We start from the raw sequence: 22,725 nt of genomic DNA on the forward strand, positions 1-22,725 counted from the left end.
ATACTATTCCCAATTGCTCCATCTTTTACACGAAAAAGAGCCGTCTCACCCTTTATGTATGAAACAATGCGCTGTTCAGCGCCTTGATACAGCATACGACAGAACGCTGTACTGCTTTGCCGGCATTTTTTTGACCAAAAAAGCATTGTAAAGCCGGTTGAATTGAAGCGATTTTACTTTAGCCGCTATTTCTTCAACTTTGGAAGCGGGGAGGGGAACGAGATTTGGATAGCTGTACATATAGCAGATCTAGTTTCAATTCGCCGCAGCCGTAATAATATCTCCGGTCAATAGACAGCCTTTCCCTTGATTGCCGTTGATCTAATGAAGAACAGCACCGTCTTTTAAATGTCCGCCCAGATGGTTAAGGTCCAGTCTCGGTTTCGCGCTGAGCGTTTCTCCTGACCAGAAATGAATGTGATGGCTTGGCTTTGCCGCCTATTCTTTGTCATCCTCATGAATATAGAATGGGTCTGAAGTACTTCATGCCCATTCAACCTGAGCATAGTAGTAATGCGGATGAGACAAAGCACTGGCTTGATACCGCTTGATTCGGTGCTTGGATTAATTGTCTTTTGGTCAAGATATGAAATGCCACTTCACGTTGAAACCCTGATGCCAGATCAAATGTGCTGTTTGCCTGATTGCAAACTCTGGTTCAGTTTTGCTGCTGTAAAGATGCTCTTCTTCTTTTTTGTGGAGGTTTTGAAGGCTTCCTTTTGCATATATTCAAGGGCTGTCAAAGATTGTCCAGCTGGGTGAATGAAACAGACATAAGTTAGGCGGATTTACAGTCTCCGCATGTTGTACATGGCATGTTTTGTAGATATAATTCGGCACTTTTCCCCACTTTCTTGATCTATTTTGATTATTTTATTTCATTATTATGTAAATTAAAAAACATAGAACCGGCAAGTCTCTGAGAGATTGCCGGTTCTATGATGATCCTGTCTATTGGCCGGGAATGGATTTTTCTGCGTTGACAGCGCCCGCTCCGTAAACGTTCGGATCTTCATTTTTCCATTTGTCCGCGCCGTTTTTCAAAAGCTCTTTCACTTCATCAGGTGTAAGGTCCGGGTTTTGTTGAAGGAGTAAAGCTGCGATTCCTGCACAAATTGGGGTTGCCATCGATGTTCCTGACATTGTGAAGTACTGAGATCCTACACGGCTTGACTTTTGAAGCTTATCGATATAAGAATTCGGAGAGCGTAGGGAAATAATATCAACACCGGGCGCTAAAATATCTGGCTTTTCTTTCCCGTATACTGTCGGCCCGCGGCTTGAGAAGGAAGCGACCGTATCATCATCGTCGCTTGGGGTATTGTTATCGTCAAGGGCACCTACCGTAATCACCTTTTCACTCACGCCTGGGCTGGCAATGGTCTGTGGATCAGGGCCTGAGTTTCCGGCAGCGACACAGACGACAATTCCTGCGTTCCACGCTTCTTCAACCGCTCTGACTAACGGGTCTTCCTGTTCATTATCATATCGAAGCGCATCGCCCCCGAGCGACATACTGATAATATCAATCGGTTCATTTGGGTTGTCCTCATTGTATTGAATACACCACTCTACACCTTCAATAATATCTGCCAGCGTTCCTGAACCTTGCTTGTTCAATACCTTCACGCCGATCAGATTGGCTTCCGGCGCAGGTCCGCGGTATTGGCCGGATGAGGACGCGCCGCTGCTTGCGATATCACCTGCACAGTGTGTGCCATGACCATTATCATCATAAGGCTCTGTTTTTTGATTAATCATATCCGCGAAGTCGATAATCCTGCCTTTTAAATCAGGATGCGGGTAGATTCCCGTATCGACAACAGCGACAGTCACGCCTTTTCCTGTCAGGGTGTGCCCGTTTCTGATGACTTTCTTCGCGTGGCTTGCTTCGGTTGCCGTGTCTAGAAGCGCTTTGACTTCGCGGTTTAAATAGACCTTGCGAATTTCGCTGCATGCAGAAAGAAGTGAATCTAACGCTGAAGGTGTCACCACCGCGCTGCAGCAATTGATTTTGTTAAAACGGTTTTTCAGCTTGCTGCGTTTTTCTTTTTGAAGCACCTCTGCAGCCATTTGAAGGCCGGTCTCGTGACAGCCTTCCTCAAATTCGATGATGACAGATATTTTTTTTCTGTTTCTCAATTTGGTTTCAAAAAACTGATGTAAGAAGCAAGGAGTCCATTTGAAGGGCTTGTAAAGCTGCAAGACGCTTTCCCGTAACGGCCAATCTAGCTTATGAGCATTTGCTCTTACCATTTGTACCATAGAGTACCCAAACATGCATTTTCCTCCTATTATAAGGTTCTCTGTATACTCTATGAACAGATGAAAGGTTTGGTAAGTTTGTTTGTCCTTTATAAGAGACGGACAAGAGTTGGTTTTTATGAATCTTTCGAATCAGATAAAAAAGGGTTCAGGGGGTTGTGGCAAGAATTTGGGGCATCGAAAGAAAACTTTTGTTCGAAGAGAGCAGCTGTATGACTTTCTTGCAGCGGTCTTTGGAAATCTAAATGCCAATCTGCATTATATATATGAAGAAAGACGGCACAATTTGTAAAAGAATGATGATTGTAAGACAGAAAAGCAAAACGCAAAACAAAGCTTTTTGTTTGTCGAAACAACAGATTAGAACGTTTTTTGTTAGACTCTATACTCTCCTGCGACTTTGTGAGAACAAATAAGCAAAACCTATCTTGCAGACCGATAAAAGGGCTTTCCGTCTTAGCATATCGGATAGCCTGATGAATGGGAAAACCTTCCTTAAACCTATTTACATGTAATTTCCAAGTGAGGTTATTACTACCTTTTCCTCTTTCCTCTCAATCTTTTTTCACTCCTATTTGAAATGGACCGCTATGAACCGTGACAATCAATTGATTTTTTGAAACCGGGAACTTTTTCACTGATGATATAGTGTATACAATGGTAAGATAAAACCTATTGACTAAACTTCATATAATGAACCGTGCTACTCTTATGAAAGGAGTTAAACATGAGAAGATTTTTACTAAATGTCATATTTGTCTTAACAATTGTCCTATTTCTAAAATATGTTCATTACTCATTAGAACCTGAACCATCTAATCAGCCAGATACATATCCTAATTTCAGCAGTTTGGCAGAGAATGAGAGCCCAGCTGATTATGATATTTCATATAATGAGAAAAAAGGAAGCAAAGTCTTAATTATGTCTCCGCATGGCGGAAGAATTGAAGGCGGAGTAAGCGAACTTGTGCGGTATTTTAATAATGAATACTCTACATACCTGTTTGAAGGTTTCAAGTCACAGGATAACCAAACCCTGCACATTACGAGCACCAACTTTGATGAGCCATTGGCTGAAAAGAAAATCAAGGAGCATCAATATGTTGTCGCTTTTCATGGATATAAAGGGGAGAACAAGAATACACTTGTTGGAGGCACCGACCGAAAGCGAGCAAAAATGATCGTACGAGCTCTTAAAAGAAGTGGATTTTCCGCTGAGTTAGCGTCGACCGGAAGCGGTCTTGCTGGTTTGAATGCCGAAAACATTAATAACCAAGGGGAAACGGGACTGAGTATCCAGCTTGAAATCAGCCGAGAGCAGAGAGAAGCATTTTTCGATGATTTTTATTATAAAAATAGGAAATACACAAAGAATAATGAATTTTATGCCTATGTCCGTGCAATCAAAAGTGTCCTTGAAAATGAGTATTCGTAACAAGCAGATCAGAAGACAAAATAAGAGAAGGTTAGTAGACTGAAAAAGGATCATAAAAGGAGGCAAAACAACGATGGCAGATCATCATTTTTATTTAAAAGCCAACTGGCCGGGTAACCGGAATGACGTCGGTACGATCGAAAGCGGGAACTTAATCACAACGATCTCCATTCCGAAAGAAATGGATGGCCCGGGAGAAGGGACCAACCCGGATGAAATGCTTCTCGGGGCGGCAGCGACCTGTTACATTATTACACTTGCTGCGATGATGGAAAGAAGCGGACTGGTAAAAGAAGATTTGCAGATAGAGTCAGAAGGCATTGTCGATGTCACAAAAGGAGTCTTTACATACAAAAAGATCATTCACCGTCCGTCTGTCGTGCTCAAACATGGCGCTTCACAAGAAGACGTCGCATTGGCGCACAAGCTTTGTGAAAAGGCGGAGTCGTCATGCATGATTTCCCGCGCCATTCAAGGAAATGTCGAGATGCAGCTTGAAGCCGCTGTAAAACGGGCTGGTGAATAAAAAACAGACGGTCACTCACAGGCCGTCTGTTTTTTATCTTTAGCAGGAGCTTTCGACTGATTTAACACGATCACGCCTGCAATGACAAGCGTGAGCCCGAACACTCCCTTTAAACTGATGGTTTCGCCAAAAAGCAAAAAACCGACTATGGCTGTAAGCGCCGTTCCAACACCCGACCATGTCGCATACGCGCTTGATAAGTCGATTGTTTTTAAAGAAAAGCTTAGAAAGGTAAAAGCCGAAAGAAATCCGGCAATGACTCCTACAATGGGCAAGCCTTGTGTAAACCCTTCTGAAAGCTTCAGCATTGTGCTTCCGAAAACCTCAGATACAATGGCAAGAGCCAGATAAAGCAATCCTTTCATCCTTATCACTCCTTTACTGCCAGTTAAGTAACACGACCCCTGATAGTAATAAAAGAATCCCGAAAAGCCCTTTGACATTCAGCTCTTCCTTGAACCATTTCACTCCGATCACTGCCGTCAGCACCGTGCCCGCGCCACTCCATGTCGCATAGGCGAGGCTGAGGGGGATATGGTTTAAGGTCAGCGACAGCATATAAAAGGCGAGGGAATAGCCAATCACGACCAAAGCGCTGGGCTTCCACTTTTTGAAGCCGTCAGATACTTTCAGCATGGCCGCCCCTATCGATTCCGAGCATATGGCAATCGTGAGGAATATGTAACCTATCAACATCGCAAATTCTCCTCACTTCTGCTGTATTTTTAGATGAGAAAAGACCTTCAGCTAGAAAAATATTAGTGTATGCCTATGTATGAGTCAAGAGATTCATTTTCAATACTTAAAAAAGACCCCTTTGTAAGAGGTCTTTTGCGCTTAATAGTAATAAGGATACGGGGCATACGGATAATAGGGGTATCCGCCATACAAATAAGGATTAAACAAAGCGCTTCCTACAAGCCCGCCTGCAAGGCCGCCGATAAAGGGTCCTCCAAAAAATCCGAATGGCCGGCCGAAACCAAATCCAAATGGTCTTCCAAACCCAAAGCCGAATCCAGGTCTTCCAAATCCGAATGGCCGGCCGAAACCAAATCCAGGTCTTCCAAATCCAAAGCCGAATCCAGGTCTTCCAAATATTCTTGTATCTTCAGCACTGAAATTCTCAAACTCGTTCATGTTTTCTTTCCTCCTGTAATAAAGTGTAGATGATGCAGTGTATTCAGCCTATCGGGATTTGATTGGGCGAATCGAGGAAAAAGAAAGGATGTGAACATATTGGGCCTGTATCAGTCTGATTGGTCAAAAGCACCGCCTCACGTACATGCTTACCATGTCAAAACGATGAGAGAACAGGGACATTACCACCTCATTGAGGGATTTACCCAGCCGGCAAACGGATCGAATACCGATCAGCATACACATTACTTTTCAGGGATTACGTCTTTTGAAAACGGCCATTTTCATCGGTATTACGGAGTCTCAGGGCCAGCGATTCCTTTAGCAGACGGCACACATTATCATGAAATCGAGGAGACAACGTATTTGGCCTATAACGAGCCGATTGAGATCCAATACGGAGGCGTTGTGTATCATCACGGAGATGGAGAGAGAAAAACGCACCGTCATGCTCTGAAAGGAAAGACGAGGGAAATTGTCGGCAATGAGCCGTTCGGCTGGTAGCTTGTGTTTACAGGGGCAAAAAAAGGGCAAAATGGATAGGTGGTTGTATAGGATGAATGCTATAATGGGGGGAGATTTATAAAAGAGAGTGATACATATTGAATAATACGAAGCAGCCCGTTGTCATTTTAGTCGGACCGACGGCAGTGGGGAAAACCAATTTAAGTATTCAGCTGGCCAAATCTTTAAACGCGGAAATTATCAGCGGAGATTCAATGCAGGTCTATAAAGGGATGGATATTGGAACAGCTAAAATCACCGAACGGGAGATGGAGGGAGTTCCCCATCATCTGATTGACATTTTAGACCCTCAGGATTCCTTTTCTACCGCCGATTATCAAAGCTTAGTCAGAAAAAAAATCAGCGAGATCGCAAAAAGAGGAAAGCTTCCGATGATTGTCGGCGGTACAGGTCTCTATATACAATCTGTGCTTTACGATTATACATTCACGGAAGAGGCGAACGATCCTGCATTTCGACAGCGCATGCAAACGGCTGCGGAGCGGGAAGGCGCTGACTTTCTGCATGCCAAACTTGCTGAGGCAGATCCCGAGGCAGCTGCGGCGATACATCCGAATAATACAAGAAGAGTCATTCGCGCGTTGGAAATTTTACATACGTCTGGAAAAACGATGTCCCAGCATTTGAAGGAGCAAAAACGAGAACTCCTCTACAATGCAGTGTTAATCGGGCTGACAATGGATAGAGATACGCTTTATGCAAGAATTAATCAGCGTGTTGATATGATGATGGAGGCTGGCCTTCTTCCTGAAGTGAAACACCTTTATGACAGGAACATAAGAGACTGTCAATCGATACAAGCGATAGGCTATAAAGAGCTGTATGCATATTTTGACGGTTTTGTGACACTTTCTGATGCCGTCGATCAGCTGAAGCAGAATTCAAGGCGTTATGCGAAACGCCAGCTGACGTGGTTTCGCAACAAGATGCAGGTCACATGGTTCGATATGACACCGCCCGTTGATATGGAGCTGAAAAAAAAGGAAATTTTCACACATATAGCAGGAAAACTCGAACTTTAATCGAAACTGTATGATATAGAGAATCAAGGAGGACGAAACATGAAACCGATTAATATTCAGGATCAGTTTTTGAATCAAATCCGGAAAGAAAATACGTATGTCACTGTTTTTTTGCTGAATGGCTTTCAGCTACGGGGCCAAGTGAAAGGCTTTGATAACTTTACCGTATTGCTGGAATCTGAAGGTAAGCAGCAGCTTATTTATAAACATGCGATCTCAACGTTTGCGCCGCAAAAAAACGTTCAGCTTGAACTCGAATAGATCAAAAAAGCCATGTCAAGGCATGGGGAGGCTGTCGGGGAATCTCGGCAGCCATTTTTAAAATGTTTTTCTGTAAGCTGACCATGCTGAGGCACGGTCTTTTTTTATGAGATCGACATATGTAGGGCTAAATCGAATATCATGTAAAAATCTGAATCTGGGAGTGACGTATCTTGTTTGACAGTGAAGCAGAACTGAGACGAATCAGAATTGCGCTTGTGTGGATAGCCGTATTTTTGCTGTTTGGGGCATGCGGGAACCATGATACCGTCATTGAAACGGACAGCGGCTATTCTGGCGATGAAACACCTCAGCCTACCTCGTTCCCGCTTGAACACAATCATTTTGGCGTTATGGAGGACGGCTATATCAAAATTTATGAGTATAATGAGTCCCGCAATGAGGTAAAGCTGAAGAAAGAATACTTGGATGATGAGCTTGAATAAAATTCACAAGCATCCGAATTTACAAAGCGGCTGCTACCCGCTAAACTAATTACAGACACAGATCAAACAGAGGGTGAAAAAATGAAGCATAAAGTGATCGTGAATCATTGGGAAGAAATTTGCGAAGATGATTCTTGCTATGAATATGGAACAAGCATCATTGTGAACGGAAAAGAATTAATCAGAGAAGCGTCAATTATCAGCGCCTTGAAGGCGGTTTTAGAAGAGATCGGTGCGGACGTTGAAATAGAAGAGACAGTAGAGAGCGAAACTTGCTGTGATCGCTTAAGAAAAAAAAATCTAGACTACTAAGCAGTTTTTTTTCATGTTATGATAAACATCGGCTTAAACACGATACCCCGAGTAGGACGAGAGATGATTCTCGTTCTGCTCTCTTTTTTGGGCCCTTATAAGGCTGCCCATTTGCCTAATTTGATCAAAATATGAATTTTTCATAAAAACAAATCTATATATTGTGTTTTTTCTAGAGGTTAGTATACTATATATAGTGTTAGTAATGAGAGATTCATATTTTCTGATAGGTCGTGATAAAACGTGGTACAAATCATATTTGATTCGAAAACAGGGAATGTTCAGCGGTTTGTGAATAAAATAGGCTTTCAGCAGATACGCAAGGTGGACGAGATTGACCATCTGGACACCCCGTTTGTTTTGGTCACCTACACGACAAACTTCGGCCAGGTACCGGCATCAACACAATCATTTCTCGAAAAATACGCCCATCTCTTATTAGGAGTCGCCGCGAGCGGCAATAAAGTGTGGGGCGATTACTATGCAAAAAGCGCCGATACCATTTCAAGACAATATCAGGTGCCGATCTTGCACAAATTTGAACTCAGCGGCACATCTAAAGACGTTGAATTGTTTACTCAGGAGGTAGAAAGAGTTGTCACAAAATCAAGTGCCAAAATGGATCCAGTTAAATAACGAAATCATGATCCAAAAAGATGGAAAATTCCAGTTTGATAAAGATAAAGAGGCTGTACATAGCTATTTTGTAGATTATATTAATCAAAATACAGTTTTCTTTCACGATTTAAAAGAGAAGCTGGATTATTTGATTAAAAACCAATACTACGAAGAGGAATTCTTAAGCCTTTATTCTTTTGAAGACATTAAAGAAGTGTTTAAGACAGCTTACGCTAAGAAGTTTCGTTTTCCTTCCTTCATGAGTGCGTTTAAATTTTATAATGACTATGCTTTGAAAACGAATGACAAGAAAAAAATCCTTGAGCGATATGAGGACCGGATCTCCATTGTTGCGCTGTTCTTTGCAAACGGGGACACGGAGAAAGCAAAAGAATATGTGGACTTGATGATCAATCAGGAATATCAGCCGAGTACACCGACATTTTTGAATGCCGGCAGAAAACGCCGCGGTGAACTTGTGAGCTGCTTCTTGCTCGAAGTAAATGATTCTTTAAACGACATCTCAAGAGCGATCGATATCTCCATGCAGCTTTCTAAGCTGGGCGGCGGGGTTTCTCTTAACCTGTCCAAGCTTCGTGCGAAAGGTGAAGCCATTAAAGATGTTGAAAATGCCACAAAAGGCGTTGTAGGCGTCATGAAGCTTCTTGATAACGCATTCCGTTATGCTGACCAAATGGGGCAAAGACAGGGATCCGGCGCGGCGTACTTAAACATTTTCCATCGCGATATCAATGATTTTCTTGATACGAAAAAGATTTCTGCTGATGAAGATGTGCGTGTCAAAACGCTTTCGATCGGTGTTGTCATTCCGGACAAGTTCGTTGAGCTTGCGCGTGAGGACAAAGCGGCGTACGTATTTTATCCCCACACGATTTATAAAGAGTACGGCCAGCACATGGATGAGATGGACATGAACGAAATGTATGACAAATTTGTCGACAATCCTCGGGTGAAAAAGGAAAAAATCAACCCGCGGAAACTGCTTGAAAAACTGGCGATGCTTCGTTCTGAATCAGGCTATCCGTACATCATGTTCCAAGATAACGTGAATAAAGTGCATGCGAATAACCATATTTCCAAGGTGAAATTTTCTAACCTTTGCTCTGAAGTGCTGCAGGCATCTCAGGTTTCTTCATACACAGACTACGATGAAGAAGATGAAATCGGTTTGGATATTTCCTGCAACCTAGGTTCGCTTAACATTCTCAACGTTATGGAGCACAAATCAATTGAAAAGACAGTTAAGCTTGCGACAGACTCTTTAACACACGTGTCTGAAACGACTGATATCCGCAATGCGCCTGCTGTAAGACGGGCAAACAAAGCGATGAAATCAATCGGTCTCGGCGCTATGAATCTTCACGGCTATCTTGCGCAAAACGGCATTGCGTATGAAAGTCCGGAAGCGCGTGACTTTGCAAACACGTTCTTTATGATGGTGAATTTCTACTCCATCCAGCGTTCTGCGGAAATCGCAAAAGAGAAGGGTGAAACGTTTGATCAATACGAAGGATCAACCTATGCGACAGGTGAATACTTCGACAAGTACGTTTCAACTGATTTCTCGCCCAAATACGAAAAAATCGCCAGCCTGTTCGAAGGCATGCATATCCCGACGAAAGAGGACTGGGAAAAGCTAAAAGCCTTTGTCGCTGAACATGGCATGTATCACAGCTATAGATTATGCATTGCGCCGACAGGCTCTATCTCATACGTTCAATCAAGCACGGCGTCTGTTATGCCGATTATGGAACGGATTGAAGAAAGAACATATGGCAACTCAAAAACGTACTACCCAATGCCTGGGCTTGCATCGAATAACTGGTTCTTCTATAAAGAAGCCTACGACATGGACATGTTCAAGGTTGTAGATATGATCGCGACTATCCAGCAGCACATTGATCAAGGAATCAGCTTCACATTGTTCTTAAAAGACACAATGACGACTCGTGATTTAAACCGAATCGATCTGTATGCGCATCACAGAGGAATTAAAACCATTTACTATGCAAGAACGAAAGATACTGGGCAAGACAGCTGCCTTTCTTGTGTTGTTTGATTAAAGGAGAGTTTATAGTGACAAAAATTTATGACGCAGCAAACTGGTCAAAGCATGAAGATGATTTTACCCAAATGTTCTATAACCAAAACGTGAAACAGTTCTGGCTTCCGGAAGAGATTGCTTTAAACGGCGATCTCCTCACATGGAAGTATCTCGGGAAAAATGAGCAGGACACTTATATGAAGGTACTTGCCGGTCTTACACTTCTCGATACAGAGCAGGGGAATACGGGCATGCCGATCGTGGCTGAACATGTAGACGGCCACCAGCGAAAAGCGGTGCTGAACTTTATGGCGATGATGGAGAACGCTGTCCATGCGAAGTCATACTCTAATATTTTCATGACTCTGGCACCGACCGAAACGATTAACGAGGTCTTCGAATGGGTGAAACAAAATAAATATTTGCAGAAAAAAGCGCAAATCATCGTCGGGCTTTACAAAGCCATTCAAAAAGATGACGAGATTTCACTGTTCAAGGCGATGGTTGCTTCCGTCTATCTGGAAAGCTTCCTGTTCTACAGCGGCTTCTATTATCCGTTATATTTCTACGGACAAGGAAAACTGATGCAAAGCGGTGAAATCATTAACCTGATCCTTCGTGATGAAGCGATCCACGGCGTCTACGTGGGCCTCCTTGCTCAGGAAATCTATAATAAGCAGACAGAAGAGAAAAAAGCAGAGCTTCGCGAATTTGCGATCGATCTTCTGAATGAGTTATACGAAAATGAGCTTGAGTATACAGAGGACTTATACGACCAAGTCGGGCTCTCACACGATGTAAAGAAATTTATCCGCTATAATGCAAATAAAGCGCTGATGAACCTTGGATTTGATCCATATTTCGAAGAGGAAGACATTAATCCGATCGTTTTAAACGGATTAAATACGAAAACAAAATCACATGACTTCTTCTCTATGAAGGGGAACGGCTATAAAAAAGCGACAGTTGAGCCGCTTAAAGACGACGACTTTTATTTTGGAGACGAAAAAGAGCAGATATAATATCTGCTCTTTTCGGCTTGAAGGTTCAAATGAGGAGGACGCAGTAACCATGGGAAAAATGGACGAAATGATCTTGGTCACCCCGCGTGATGAAGTGTTTAAAAAAGAAAGCTTAACCTTCCAGGGCGTATACAGTGAAGATAGCAGAGTAGCAGAAATCATGGCTCAGATCGAGGCAGGCTATCGTGAAATGAGAAGGGGAGACGCAGAAGAAGATCCGCATTTCAAGCAGCCGATTCCTTATGTCGTCATTAAGCGTGAAGAGGAAGTCTTTCTTTACGAACGGCTGGCTGGCGGCGGAGAATCGCGTCTGCACAATAAGCTTTCTCTCGGTTTTGGAGGCCATATGAACGCCATTGACGGGGCGGCTTCATTTGCTGAAGTTTTAAAGCTGAACACAGACAGGGAGCTTGACGAGGAACTGCAAATAAAGGAAGAGGATAAACAGGCGATTGTCACATTGGGACTCATTAATGATGATGAAAACAGTGTCGGCAAAGTGCATATCGGAATTCTTTCTGCGCTTCAGTTAAAGCCAGGTTCACAGGTGGAAGTGAAGGAGAAAGAACAAATTGCAGGAAAATGGATGAAAATTTCTGAATTGAAACAGGACGATATCTATAACCGTCTGGAAACATGGTCACAATTTGTTGTTGATATTCTTGAATAAAAAACCCGGCTTCTCATCAAGAGAAGCCGGGTTTTTTTGAGATGCTCGTCCGCGTCTAGATTATGGTTCTGGAATGACAATAGCATCAAAGCCGGCATTTTTTGCTTTGGCAGCAAGTGCGTCTGCATTGTCTTTGGATGAAAAAGCGCCAATCTGCACTTTGTATAACCCGTCCTTTAAAACAACAATCGTGTCAAAGCCTTTAGCTTCGGCACTGCTTGCATGTGAGTCAGCATTCGCTTTGACTTTAAATGCACCGATCTGGACCTTATATAACCCTGAGATGGATGTCTTTTTAAGATTAAAGGCTTGCTTCAGCCCGTTTGCATGCCCTCTCGCTAAGCTTTGAATAAAGCTGCTGGTTTTCAGCTTATTTGCATCTGCGAGGGTATCAATGAATCCGTTCTCCGTCAATAGAGCAGGCATTGTCGACTCCCTTAGGACATGGAAGTTTGCTGTTTTTTTACCGCGGTCTGCAAAGTTGACAGCTTGTATCACTTCAGAGTGAATCATCGATTGGTAAGTCGTCGTCGGAGCACCCACACCCGGATAAATATAGCTTTCAAAACCTGTACCGCCCCCGGAATTAACATGGATGGACAAAAAGAAATCTGCTCCCCAGTTATTTGCAGCATTTGTCCGGTCAGTTAAACTGACATATTTGTCGCTTGTCCGGCTCAGCAGCAAAGAAATTTCTTCATACTCATTTGTCAATATCGTACGTAAAGCTAAAGCAATTTGCAGGGTTAACGTTTTTTCTTGAAGGCCATTTCCTGTTGCGCCTGGATCTGACCCGCCATGGCCGGGATCAATAAAAATCTTAACCATTCTTCATCATCACCTCATTACAGGATATGAAAAGAAACGGCTTCTGCTTGTACGGTTATCATCCGTCTGAAAAATGAGGAATTAACCCTTCCGCATGCGGAAATTATTTCTCGGGAAAGCGCACAAATCAACACGAAGCGACAGCATATGCGATCTGAAATAGAATATGTGCATATGTCCATCTGTTTACAAGTATTATGGATTCGGTTCTTACTGCACTGATCCTACTGGTTTTAAGCTTTGCGTTCATGTGATGGGCAGTCAATTGGAACGTAAATTAACAGAAAAGCACCTTCATTTTGAGAAGAAAAAGAAGAAGGGGGATGTCGCTAAGGCATCAGAGCAAGAACACCCTGTTTGTTAAAGAGGATAAATCAAGTGAGAAAAGAGATTCTCAATGTGAATTGAAAAATAATGATAGGAGGCTTTGCGATATGACCCTGACAAATTGTTGAAAAATAAAATCTCTTGGTTTGTCCACCCCATGTCCGTGAATACAATAAGAAATAAAGTATTTCTCGGGAAAGCGCAGGATTCCTGAGTATTCCCGAAAAAACAATTGTTTCGACACATGATAGGCGTTTGTCACAAACGGCATTCGCTTGAATATCATATAGAGAGAACAGAGAGGTGAATATGTTGGAGCGCGCTGTGACTTATAAAAATAACGGACAGATCAACATTATTCTGAACGGGCAAAAGCAGGTGCTGACAAATGCTGAGGCAGAGGCGGAATATCAAGCTGCATTGCAAAAAAACGAAGCGAAGCACGGCATCTTGAAGGAAATCGAAAAAGGGATGAGCGCACTGGTTGGGATGGAGGAAATGAAACGCAATATCAAGGAAATTTACGCCTGGATTTTTGTGAACCAAAAACGTGCGGAGCAAGGCTTGAAGGTGGGGAAGCAAGCGCTGCACATGATGTTTAAAGGAAATCCGGGAACAGGCAAAACAACGGTCGCACGGCTGATCGGCAGGCTGTTCTTTGACATGAATGTCCTCTCAAAAGGCCATTTGATAGAAGCGGAGCGGGCCGATCTAGTCGGGGAATACATCGGTCACACCGCCCAAAAGACGAGAGATTTAATCAAAAAGTCATTAGGCGGCATTTTGTTTATAGACGAAGCTTACTCGCTGGCAAGAGGCGGCGAAAAGGACTTTGGAAAAGAAGCGATTGACACACTCGTGAAGAACAAGGTTTTAACTTTTATGCCACTTCTAAACTCGATATCCCTAAGCCAGAGCGCCAGCATAAATATGTATGGCAGCAATATTTAGAGCAATTTAATGAGATTAAAAAAATGCACTTTGAAGAACTTAAAACTGTAGGAGAGATTTCTAAGGAACTAAATATTTCAGATTGGATCATTTTAGATTTATTTAAAGCTCAAAATGTGGACAAGCTTTCATTTCAGGAGTTATCTAAACGTAGGCGCACTAAAGACTTTGCTTTTCTTTATGATCTACATTTCAATAAGAAAATGAGCCTGAAGGAAATAAGTCGAGCTTACGATTATTCTCCACCTTATATTCGTCAAGTTTTTAAGGATCAGGGAATTAAACACTTAGCCTTTAAAAATCAACATAAGAGTTGAGGAGTTCAAAGTGTTGCTAGAACGGTATACATGTTGGCGAATTTGAAGCGTTTATAATAAAATCCAATGAATTCTAATCTTAGATCAGACCTCGTCTTTAATTGACGGGGTTTTTATTTTGTCCATTCTCCCAGGTATCTACGCATCTATTAGTGACACGAGAAGAAATTTAAACGATAAGGTGTCCGTTTTGAAAAGTAACTCTGCAGTTATTTATGAAAGGGTTGTGCCAATCTGGAAGTTAAACTCGCAGTTATTAATGACGGAAGAATTTTTCACTGAATTGTGCGGATAGCAAAAGTCACGGGTATTATCTATTGAGGCATATATGAGAGAGGGGATGAATCATTGGCTTATGAGTAACGTATAAAAAAGTTCTTCAAAAATTGTTAAATATCTCAACTAACTATCTATAATGCTTGTGAGCAAAATTGAATGCTCTCAATAAAACCTAATGAAAATTAAGGAGGAAAGAATAATGGATCAATCACAAATCGAAATTTTATCATTAATCATTACTACTATCGGTGTGATCGTACCTCTATTAATTGCTCTATTCCCAAAATTATTTCTAGCAATCGGATCGTTCTTGATAAGCCTGAATCTTTATATATGGGTAATAATCCTTTTACTGTTTATTATTGTGGGTTTAATCTACATAGTTATTAGGAGATGATCTTAATAAAATTCCCATTTTATTTAAACCCAAAAGCTGCTTGAATACATCCTAAATTTAAAGTATCCTGTATATGTATCATAGTTGGTGTATCAACTACTATAGGCCAGAGAGTTCCCTCACATACTCTCTGGTTTTTCTTCTAAGATAAGCCTCAAGTAAAAAACATCCTTTGCTGTTTTATTTTCCATCACAACCTTGATGAAACTTTCCGAATTTTAAAGCGTACAGTCTTTTAGAATCATTACATAGCCCATAGGAGGTAATACCATGATTGAGTTTTGGGAGAACAGTGAATATGATCCTTTTAGGTTAAAAGACATCAGTGAAGATGAAATAAAAAAGGTTGAAAAAAAGTTAGACTTAACTTTGCCTGAACAATATAAAAAATTGATTATCCAACAAAATGGTGGATTGATTAATTTTAATGCATTCCCAACAGATCGGGAAACATCTTGGGCAGACGATCATATTGAAGTTGATCATATTAGAGGAATAGGAAAGGATCTGGGGATATTAGAGAGTGAATATCTAATAAAAGAGTGGGGTCTACCCCAAAGATTATTGTTAATACAGGGGGATGGGCATAATTGGGTTGCATTAGATTATCGTCTAACTGATGAAAATCCACCTGTTCATTATTTTGATCTTGAATTAAATAATGATTTTAAGATTGCAGATTCATTTGATGAATTCTTATCTAAACTCTATACACATGAATACGAAGAAGTTCAAGAAGACGAAAATTTAGACTTTGATGAAATCCCAAGTATTGACCCAAATGATCCAGATGCTATTCAGAAGGAAGAAGTCGAAAAAATTCTTGCTAATAAGAACCCTATGGAGATTCAAAGGATTTCTCTTTTTCCGATCCAAAGTGTCGAAGACTTAAAGTGGTTGCTGAACATTATTAATGATAGTTCCATAGGGACACAAGGTGACATGGCTTTTGAATTGGCTGACGTATTGATGTCAGTTGTTTCTTCATACTCACACCAAATAAAGTCGAATAATTTAAAAACTGTGGTTCAAGAAGCTGCTCAGGAGTTAGGAAAGTCCAGAAATGAAGATACTGAGATTATATTAGATCAACTTAAAGATTTTTTGTAAAATAAGTATAATTTTCCTCTTTTTGTTTATTTTTAACATCATTTGTACTAGAATGGAAATGTGTTAAAAATCCTAAAGAAAAGAGGGAATTAATGAAAAGCTATCAGAAGATTTTGAGTGTCGTTTTGAGTTTGCTTCTGCTGCTAACTTTTGTATTACCGAACTTTGCTGAAGCACAGTCAATTGAACAGCCGGTTCAATCTGGAACAGAGTCAGTTCAAGGATCAGATGAAAATCCGGTTGATTCCGAGTATGAAGAGTATGAGGACGACTTTAACTACGAAGAGGATACATACGAAGATTACTCTGATGTTTCGGAAGATTCGTATTATGATAATTTAGCAGATGCTCCTGTCTATAAAGACGAGAGTTTATTAGAAGATGGGGCTGCTGAAGAGGAAATCATTAAAGACGAAAGTGTTCCTGATAGTGAATTTGAAGAGAATGTTGTAACTCCGACTGAAAGCGCCACTGAACCAGAAACTGACGATGTAGGTGAGGATGAATCTTATCATGCTCAATGGGCTTGGTTAATTCCACCTGCAATTGCTATAGTTAGTCGTGTAGGCGGTAAGCTTTTAGTCAAGCAAACGTTAAAGTCAACTACAAAGAAAATTGCAGTCAGGAATGGTAAGCTCGCAGGTAAGAAACATCCTAAGACTGAAGTGAAATTTAATTCTAAAGGGTTTCCTGTTTTCGCATCTAAATACAATTACAATCTCCCTATGAGTCTGATTAAATCTTCAAACGGTACTCAATTTAAAAATGCAAATGCATCTTTGAAGAAAGCAATTAATACTTGGGAGCATGCGAAAAAATTCAATAAGTATCAGATTCAAGACATTAAAAATGGGAAAACTCCACGGGGGTATATATGGCATCACCACGAAAATACAGGCAGAGTGCAATTAGTAAATAGAACTATACATGAAAAAACCGGACATACAGGTGGTAAATCTATCTGGGGTTCTCTGTAAATTTATTCCTCTTCTCTTTTTAGAGAAGGGGTTTTTTAAAGTGTATCCAAAAACAGGTTTTGTCGGTAAAATGTATTAAAAGGTAAATAATCATAGGAGGAAGTTATGTTCTATAAAATTGGCATTATTGAGAATATGAATGAATATGGTAGCTTAAATCTAAAAACAACTAGAGAGTTTACGCAAGAAGAGTACACAAAATATGTTAAAACTGTGGATTATCTTGCTTTACATTTAAAAAACAAGCACTTATATGAACTGATTGTGAGAAATGGAGAAGAATTGGAGAAGTTTTTAGAAACGTTCAAAGATAAAAACCCAACTCCAGCTACACTAGGAAACCCAGGGAATATCTTGTTTGAAGCTAATAGATTGCTCATGAATTATCTATCAATGGTCAGGACATACAATGATCTTATTCCTTCAGCTCTATCAAAAACTCTTAATTCGGATGTGAAGAAAGGGTTTGAAAAGATTTTGTCAAAAATGTATGACGATTTTTTTGAGTTTCGATTCTTAATTAGACTGAGGAATTATGCACAACACTTTAATATTCCATTCACCTCTATAATACCTGGATATGATGGTCTCCAAGTCGCAATAAATCAACGAGAATTATTAAAGTATTCAGGATGGAGTGCTGTAAAAGAAGAAATAGAGGAGATGGAAGAATCTATTGTGATTGATGGTTTCGCTCAAACTATGAATAAAATAATGAAGGAAGTATTCGTTCAAACAACTAAATTTTATATTAAATATATCACCGATTCGGGGGAATGGATTTCTTCATTACAGAAAGAAGTTGGTGGTGAAGAATTAGTTCTTGTTTATTCATATTCAGAAGAATTATTTGAAGAAGGAATTGTTAAGTTTAGTATTATGCAAAGTCCCGATTATATCGAAGCGATGGATGAATTAAAAAGGCTATCTTGAGTACAAATAACCCACTTTCGAAAGGAGTTATTTTTTGTATCTAACTTATTCGCTACAGGATTTATTCCAAGGCATGTAAGGGGATGAAGGAGGATAGGTATCAAGTTCTTATATACGGTTAGTCCAATAAGAGAAATAAAAATCGTTAATGTTTATGTTGCATTATTTGAAGAAGGGTTAATGGAAAACTCGATACAATATAAAGCAACGTAAATTGATAGGAATTATTACTGAAAAGTCAATTTAGGTTAAAAAGTATTGATAATTATGAATTTCTGTTTGAATATAAAAGCCTAAGTTTTAGGATTTTTACAAAAAAAGAAAGCCACAAAGGGCTTTCAATTAACGTTCACATGCATAGTTGTCATGATCCCTGTCCATTTTAGATTGGTAAGCAGGGTGGGAGCTAGGCACTCCATTAGGATATTTCTTTCTTAACTCAGTACAATTTTTAAAAGTTTCTGTTTCTTCAGTTGACGCTGAAGAAGCTTTATTTTCAGTTGTAGTCGAAGTTTCACTTGATGCTTTTGGAGTAATAGGCTGTTTAGCTGCTGGTTTAGATGTTGTTTCTTTTTTAACAGCAGTGGTTTTCTCTTTCACACAGCCATTAAATCCTCGCTCAGTCACATATCCATTCTTACTCCAAATAGAAAGCTTCTCTGTTTTTGCTTCTTGCTCATCTTTCTTAAATTGATTTATGTATTTCGTATTTGGCTCGTATACATATGCTACTCTAGCCAATCCTTCTTTTAACAGCGTTTCCTGAACAGATTTACCATCCACATAAACATAAGCTAACAGTCTTCCATACTTATCTCTGCGATCGCCTTTGTCGAATTCCAGCTGTAGCTTCCCACTGTTGACCAATTCTTTATTCCGTTTTGACGCATCTTTACCGTATGGCTGAACACAAGAATTTGGCTTCTTCGTCTCAGGTGTGTCAACGAGCAAGTAGCGAACTGTGTCTTTCTTTCCATTGTAGTTAACTTTAATCGTGTCGCCATCAACAGCTCTATCTAGAGTAACATCAACCAACTCTTTTTTGTCTTTTTCCTTAGATTTGTCAGCAGTTTTTTCTTTAGCATCTTCCTTTTGTTCTGCTTTCTTTTCTACATCCGTAGACGCTTGTGGTGTTTCTTTTTCTGTGCTTACTTTTTCAGAATCATTTGAGCTGCAGGCTGCCAACGATAAGCTCAAAGTGAATACTGCAAAACCTAATAGCATTTTCTTCAATTGTATTTCCCCCTATGTTTGTTCTCTATCTATATCGGTAGACCATCAATAATTATAATCCTGTATCCAATTATTGTGAATTTAAATTTTCCTTAATATCATAGCATTTCTCTTTAAGACTCCCTGGCATATGTTAAAATTTTACTGGATTCATAGTCAAAAGGGGGAATGTTTTTATGCTAGGGATTAAAATTGAAAAATTAAATGAAAACTTAATTATTAATTGGCAGCTATCCAAAATTGAAATCCCAATCAAAGACATTAATGATGTGTTCCTTGACCCAAACTATGGCGGAGAGGAAAAAAGCGCAGTAAGGATTGGATTTCCTTATGGCTCTACCACAGGGTAGTGATTAAAACAGCTAATACCAAATATATTTTGTTTACTACTAATGCTGCTTCAATTATGAGTAAAATTGTTAATACTTAAACATTAAAGATCATTTGCCATGTGTTTCGTGATAATAAAAAGCATTTATATATGGGGTGATTTATTTGACTAACTTTGTTCATAAGACAGTCAACGGTTTAAAAAGTCTCTTAGATGAAAAAGGAGCCATTAAATTGTTTTGTTCTGAAGGAGATACGATGGAATGCCTTGTTACTTTTTCACCGGACAAAGCAACCCTTCACGACATACAAAGCTTTGAAGCTAAACACCAGATTACCCTTCCAAAGGATTATCAAAAGTTTATTACACTACATAATGGTGCGAAAATTTTTGAGATTCTTTCTGATGGGGAGAATATAGGTGGGGGACTTCAACTATTTAGCCTTGAAGAGATTGAAGAGGAACTAAAATATGAGGATTTATTTGAAGGTATCAATGGTATCCCAATTGGCTACTTATTGGAAGAGTATCATTTAATGATCGATAAAGATAAAGTGAATCAAGGTGATCCCAACTATCTCTATATATTTGAAAGTGGTTTAGAATATAATCCATTAAATTTAAACTTTGAGATATTTCTAGATCGATATATTTTGGCCAGTGGGGAGCCTTTTTGGGATTGGCGATACTATACAGCAGAAAATTATTATAGAACACGATAGCACGATGTATAAGACAGTCAGTTTTGGCTGTCTTTTTCTATTATTCAAGCAAATAGTTGTGGTAAAATTTACATAGAGTATGCTTGAAAGGAGAATGAAATGAAGGTATTTGAAGCTGATTCATTGCTCTCTGAAGCGGATAAAAGAACCAAAGAGTATAAGGAACTACGATCACAAATGGTGAAGCTCAGAAAAGCGTTTAAGGACGTAGCTGACCTAGATGACAGCGAGTTTTCCGGTAAGGGTGCAGATAACATTAAAGCGTTTTATCATGATCATGTCGGTGTTACAGATCAATGGATTGATTTAATTGACATGACGATTGCTTTCCTAAGCAGTGTTTCTGCAAAACTTGAAGATGCTAAGATGTCTGATGCTTACATAGAAGAATCTTTTCTAGAGCATGAGTTGGTGAACGCTTATACAAAATCAAAATCCATTATGTCTGAACAGAAAAAAGCAATGAAAGACATCTTAAACGACATCAATGATATTCTTCCTCTTGAAATATTCTCAACAGAAGACTTCAAAGACAAACTTTCTTCTGCAGATGACAAACGTGAAAAAACAATCGATAAGATAAACAAGCTTGATGAGGATTTAAAAACAGAGTACTCAGAGACTGAGTCAAACGAGCAATACATTCAGCAAGATTTTAAAAAGCTGCAGGAATCAACTGGAAAAGGGAAGAATGCCACACCAATTCACTATAACGCTAAAACGTATAGAGATAGTGACATACATAAGAAAAAAGGCGATATTGAGAAGCATTCGGAGTCTTATTTAAGTGTGAAGAAAGAAGAAGCTAAAGAACGTGAAATTAAGGAATTAAAGAAAAAACTTAATGACGGTGTGTCTGATCCTGATGAATACTTAGAGATTGCTAAGAAAGTAGGGTACGAGAATCTTGAGCCAGCTCAAGTGCAGCTTGCAGTGCAAATTGAACAAGCGAAGCAGCTAGAAGGAGCAGGAGATATCACCTGGGATATCGTAAAAGGTGTAGGAGTAGGCTTATATGATGTTGGTAAAGACACTGTAACTGGCATATGGGATTTCATTACCGATCCAGGAGAAACACTCTCAGCACTGGGAAATGCAGCTATGCATCCAGTGAAAACATATGATGCTATTTCAGCAGCAATAGAAGAGTCATATCAAAAAGATATGGTGAATGGAGATGCCTATTCTAGATCAAGATGGGTAACGTATGCAATTGGTTCAGTGGCTGTAGCTGTTTTTGGAACCAAAGGTGCAGGAGCCATTAATAAAGCAGATGCAGCAGGGAAAGTCGCCTCTAAAGTCAGCAAAGCCAGCCAAAAGCTAAAAGATGTCTCAACTGCTGATTTATTGCCTTATAATCCACGTTATGGTGTTGTTCCAGCTGGGGGAGTTCCTTATAATGTAGTTAACAGCCGAGGATTGAAAGAAAACATATTAAACTTCGCTAAAAAACAAAGTAGTGTCTATGGCACTTCCTCAACTGGAAGAAGGCTCCCGGTACCTAAAGTACCTCCTGTAACTGTTAAATACGGTGAACATTATGCAAAATGGTCGAGAAGAAAGACACTAAAGCCTAACGTTATATATAAAACAAAAGAGGGCTATTCTTATAAAACTGACAACTATGGAAGAATTACAAATGTAGATGCTGATTTACAATTAGGTGAGGGGAAACGAAATCAATATGCTCAGTCCAATGTTGGTAAACCGCAAGATCGTTTACCAGATGATGATGGAGGTCATTTGATCGGTAGCCAATTTAAAGGATCGGGTGAAATTGATAATCTAATAGCCCAAAACAGCCAAGTAAACCGTTCTGGTGGAGAATGGTACAAAATGGAGACTGAATGGGCAAATGCATTAAAAGAAGAACCTCCAAGAAAAGTTAAAGTGAAAATTTCACCTGTTTATAAAGGTGATTCACTAAGACCAGATTCTTTTGAGATAATGTATCACATTGAAGGAAAAGGGTTTTATGAAAAGATTATAAAAAATAAACCTGGAGGTTGAGCAACG

General features: G+C 39.9%; 23 protein-coding genes and 4 pseudogenes. 20 read left to right on the top strand and 7 right to left on the bottom strand.

Going from position 1 to position 22,725, the window contains the following annotated elements:
- Positions 1–52 precede the first annotated feature (52 nt).
- Both G4P54_RS21555 and aprX read right to left on the bottom strand, forming a co-directional pair.
- Positions 53–840, bottom strand: a pseudogene (locus G4P54_RS21555) (MBL fold metallo-hydrolase).
- A gap of 111 nt (positions 841–951) precedes the next feature.
- On the bottom strand, positions 952–2,280 hold the full coding sequence (aprX, locus tag G4P54_RS08945; RefSeq protein WP_167872398.1) for a serine protease AprX: 1,329 nt from the start codon (positions 2,278–2,280) through the stop codon (positions 952–954).
- A 230-nt stretch (positions 2,281–2,510) separates the two neighbouring features.
- Between aprX and G4P54_RS21250 the strand changes: the two are divergent.
- From G4P54_RS21250 to G4P54_RS08960, 3 genes and pseudogenes are all read left to right on the top strand, one after another.
- Positions 2,511–2,742: pseudogene (locus G4P54_RS21250) on the top strand (hypothetical protein).
- A 250-nt stretch (positions 2,743–2,992) separates the two neighbouring features.
- Positions 2,993–3,700 carry a poly-gamma-glutamate hydrolase family protein gene (locus G4P54_RS08955; protein ID WP_024715978.1) on the top strand — a complete coding sequence of 236 codons (708 nt, stop codon included), beginning with the start codon at positions 2,993–2,995 and terminating at the stop codon, positions 3,698–3,700.
- Positions 3,701–3,773: 73 nt separating this feature from the next.
- Positions 3,774–4,226 (top strand): OsmC family protein, encoded by a 453-nt coding sequence (locus G4P54_RS08960; protein WP_167872399.1) that lies wholly within the window; start codon positions 3,774–3,776, stop codon positions 4,224–4,226.
- An 11-nt stretch (positions 4,227–4,237) separates the two neighbouring features.
- On the opposite strand, the gene ebrB is transcribed toward G4P54_RS08960, so the two are convergent.
- The 3 genes from ebrB to G4P54_RS08975 form a co-directional block, all read right to left on the bottom strand.
- A complete protein-coding gene (gene ebrB / locus G4P54_RS08965) occupies positions 4,238–4,591 on the bottom strand; it encodes a multidrug efflux SMR transporter subunit EbrB (RefSeq protein WP_167872400.1) in 354 nt (117 codons plus the stop codon).
- A gap of 13 nt (positions 4,592–4,604) precedes the next feature.
- Positions 4,605–4,922: a multidrug efflux SMR transporter subunit EbrA gene (gene ebrA / locus G4P54_RS08970; RefSeq protein ID WP_167872401.1), complete on the bottom strand. Its 318-nt coding sequence runs from the start codon at positions 4,920–4,922 to the stop codon at positions 4,605–4,607.
- Positions 4,923–5,063: 141 nt separating this feature from the next.
- The gene (locus G4P54_RS08975; protein WP_024715974.1) at positions 5,064–5,363 is read right to left on the bottom strand and encodes an inner spore coat protein YmaG; all 300 of its coding nucleotides are present in this window, start codon (positions 5,361–5,363) and stop codon (positions 5,064–5,066) included.
- 90 nt (positions 5,364–5,453) lie between these two features.
- Between G4P54_RS08975 and G4P54_RS08980 the strand changes: the two genes are divergently transcribed.
- The 9 genes from G4P54_RS08980 to G4P54_RS09020 all read left to right on the top strand — a co-directional run bounded on the left by G4P54_RS08980 (position 5,454) and on the right by G4P54_RS09020 (position 12,304).
- Complete coding sequence (locus G4P54_RS08980) at positions 5,454–5,867, top strand: YmaF family protein (protein ID WP_167872402.1); 414 nt, start codon at positions 5,454–5,456, stop codon at positions 5,865–5,867.
- A 98-nt stretch (positions 5,868–5,965) separates the two neighbouring features.
- Positions 5,966–6,910: a tRNA (adenosine(37)-N6)-dimethylallyltransferase MiaA gene (gene miaA / locus G4P54_RS08985; RefSeq protein ID WP_024715972.1), complete on the top strand. Its 945-nt coding sequence runs from the start codon at positions 5,966–5,968 to the stop codon at positions 6,908–6,910.
- Between the two features lie 39 nt (positions 6,911–6,949).
- Positions 6,950–7,171 (top strand): RNA chaperone Hfq, encoded by a 222-nt coding sequence (gene hfq / locus G4P54_RS08990; protein WP_003221097.1) that lies wholly within the window; start codon positions 6,950–6,952, stop codon positions 7,169–7,171.
- Between the two features lie 173 nt (positions 7,172–7,344).
- The gene (locus G4P54_RS08995) at positions 7,345–7,617 is read left to right on the top strand and encodes a YmzC family protein (protein WP_167872403.1); all 273 of its coding nucleotides are present in this window, start codon (positions 7,345–7,347) and stop codon (positions 7,615–7,617) included.
- Between the two features lie 81 nt (positions 7,618–7,698).
- Entirely contained in the window at positions 7,699–7,929 is a 231-nt protein-coding gene (locus tag G4P54_RS09000; protein WP_024715970.1) for a hypothetical protein, read from the top strand.
- A 243-nt stretch (positions 7,930–8,172) separates the two neighbouring features.
- Positions 8,173–8,565: a class Ib ribonucleoside-diphosphate reductase assembly flavoprotein NrdI gene (gene nrdI, locus G4P54_RS09005; protein WP_024715969.1), complete on the top strand. Its 393-nt coding sequence runs from the start codon at positions 8,173–8,175 to the stop codon at positions 8,563–8,565.
- Positions 8,525–10,627 carry a class 1b ribonucleoside-diphosphate reductase subunit alpha gene (nrdE, locus tag G4P54_RS09010; protein WP_024715968.1) on the top strand — a complete coding sequence of 701 codons (2,103 nt, stop codon included), beginning with the start codon at positions 8,525–8,527 and terminating at the stop codon, positions 10,625–10,627. Before nrdI ends, nrdE begins: the two co-directional genes overlap by 41 nt.
- A 17-nt stretch (positions 10,628–10,644) precedes the next feature.
- On the top strand, positions 10,645–11,634 hold the full coding sequence (gene nrdF, locus G4P54_RS09015; protein ID WP_014113879.1) for a class 1b ribonucleoside-diphosphate reductase subunit beta: 990 nt from the start codon (positions 10,645–10,647) through the stop codon (positions 11,632–11,634).
- 49 nt (positions 11,635–11,683) lie between these two features.
- The gene (locus G4P54_RS09020; RefSeq protein ID WP_167872404.1) at positions 11,684–12,304 is read left to right on the top strand and encodes a hypothetical protein; all 621 of its coding nucleotides are present in this window, start codon (positions 11,684–11,686) and stop codon (positions 12,302–12,304) included.
- 60 nt (positions 12,305–12,364) lie between these two features.
- Here G4P54_RS09020 and G4P54_RS09025 read toward each other — a convergent pair whose 3' ends face one another.
- Positions 12,365–13,132, bottom strand: a complete 768-nt coding sequence (locus G4P54_RS09025; protein ID WP_167872405.1) for an N-acetylmuramoyl-L-alanine amidase — start codon at positions 13,130–13,132, stop codon at positions 12,365–12,367.
- 636 nt (positions 13,133–13,768) lie between these two features.
- Here G4P54_RS09025 and G4P54_RS09030 point away from each other — a divergent pair.
- From G4P54_RS09030 to G4P54_RS09050, 5 genes and pseudogenes are all read left to right on the top strand, one after another.
- A pseudogene (locus G4P54_RS09030) lies at positions 13,769–14,326 on the top strand (AAA family ATPase); the annotation flags it as partial.
- Positions 14,327–14,433: 107 nt separating this feature from the next.
- Positions 14,434–14,727: an AraC family transcriptional regulator gene (locus tag G4P54_RS09035; RefSeq protein ID WP_167872407.1), complete on the top strand. Its 294-nt coding sequence runs from the start codon at positions 14,434–14,436 to the stop codon at positions 14,725–14,727.
- A 946-nt stretch (positions 14,728–15,673) separates the two neighbouring features.
- Positions 15,674–16,513, top strand: coding sequence for an SMI1/KNR4 family protein (locus G4P54_RS09040; protein WP_167872408.1), 840 nt, complete (start codon positions 15,674–15,676; stop codon positions 16,511–16,513).
- Between the two features lie 92 nt (positions 16,514–16,605).
- The gene (locus G4P54_RS09045) at positions 16,606–17,490 is read left to right on the top strand and encodes an HNH endonuclease (RefSeq protein ID WP_167872409.1); all 885 of its coding nucleotides are present in this window, start codon (positions 16,606–16,608) and stop codon (positions 17,488–17,490) included.
- Between the two features lie 105 nt (positions 17,491–17,595).
- Positions 17,596–18,423 (top strand): hypothetical protein, encoded by an 828-nt coding sequence (locus tag G4P54_RS09050; protein WP_167872410.1) that lies wholly within the window; start codon positions 17,596–17,598, stop codon positions 18,421–18,423.
- A 342-nt stretch (positions 18,424–18,765) separates the two neighbouring features.
- Here the strand turns inward: G4P54_RS09050 and G4P54_RS09055 are convergent, their stop codons facing one another.
- Entirely contained in the window at positions 18,766–19,656 is an 891-nt protein-coding gene (locus G4P54_RS09055) for a thermonuclease family protein (protein WP_167872411.1), read from the bottom strand.
- A gap of 176 nt (positions 19,657–19,832) precedes the next feature.
- Here G4P54_RS09055 and G4P54_RS09060 point away from each other — a divergent pair.
- From G4P54_RS09060 to G4P54_RS09070, 3 genes and pseudogenes are all read left to right on the top strand, one after another.
- Positions 19,833–20,086 (top strand): annotated as a pseudogene (locus G4P54_RS09060) (SunI/YnzG family protein).
- Between the two features lie 65 nt (positions 20,087–20,151).
- Positions 20,152–20,709 carry an SMI1/KNR4 family protein gene (locus G4P54_RS09065; RefSeq protein ID WP_167872412.1) on the top strand — a complete coding sequence of 186 codons (558 nt, stop codon included), beginning with the start codon at positions 20,152–20,154 and terminating at the stop codon, positions 20,707–20,709.
- 99 nt (positions 20,710–20,808) lie between these two features.
- Positions 20,809–22,719, top strand: coding sequence for a T7SS effector LXG polymorphic toxin (locus G4P54_RS09070; RefSeq protein WP_167872413.1), 1,911 nt, complete (start codon positions 20,809–20,811; stop codon positions 22,717–22,719).
- The last annotated feature ends 6 nt before the right edge of the window (positions 22,720–22,725 follow it).

It is taken from the genome of Bacillus tequilensis (assembly GCF_012225885.1).
Lineage (GTDB): Bacteria > Bacillota > Bacilli > Bacillales > Bacillaceae > Bacillus > Bacillus tequilensis.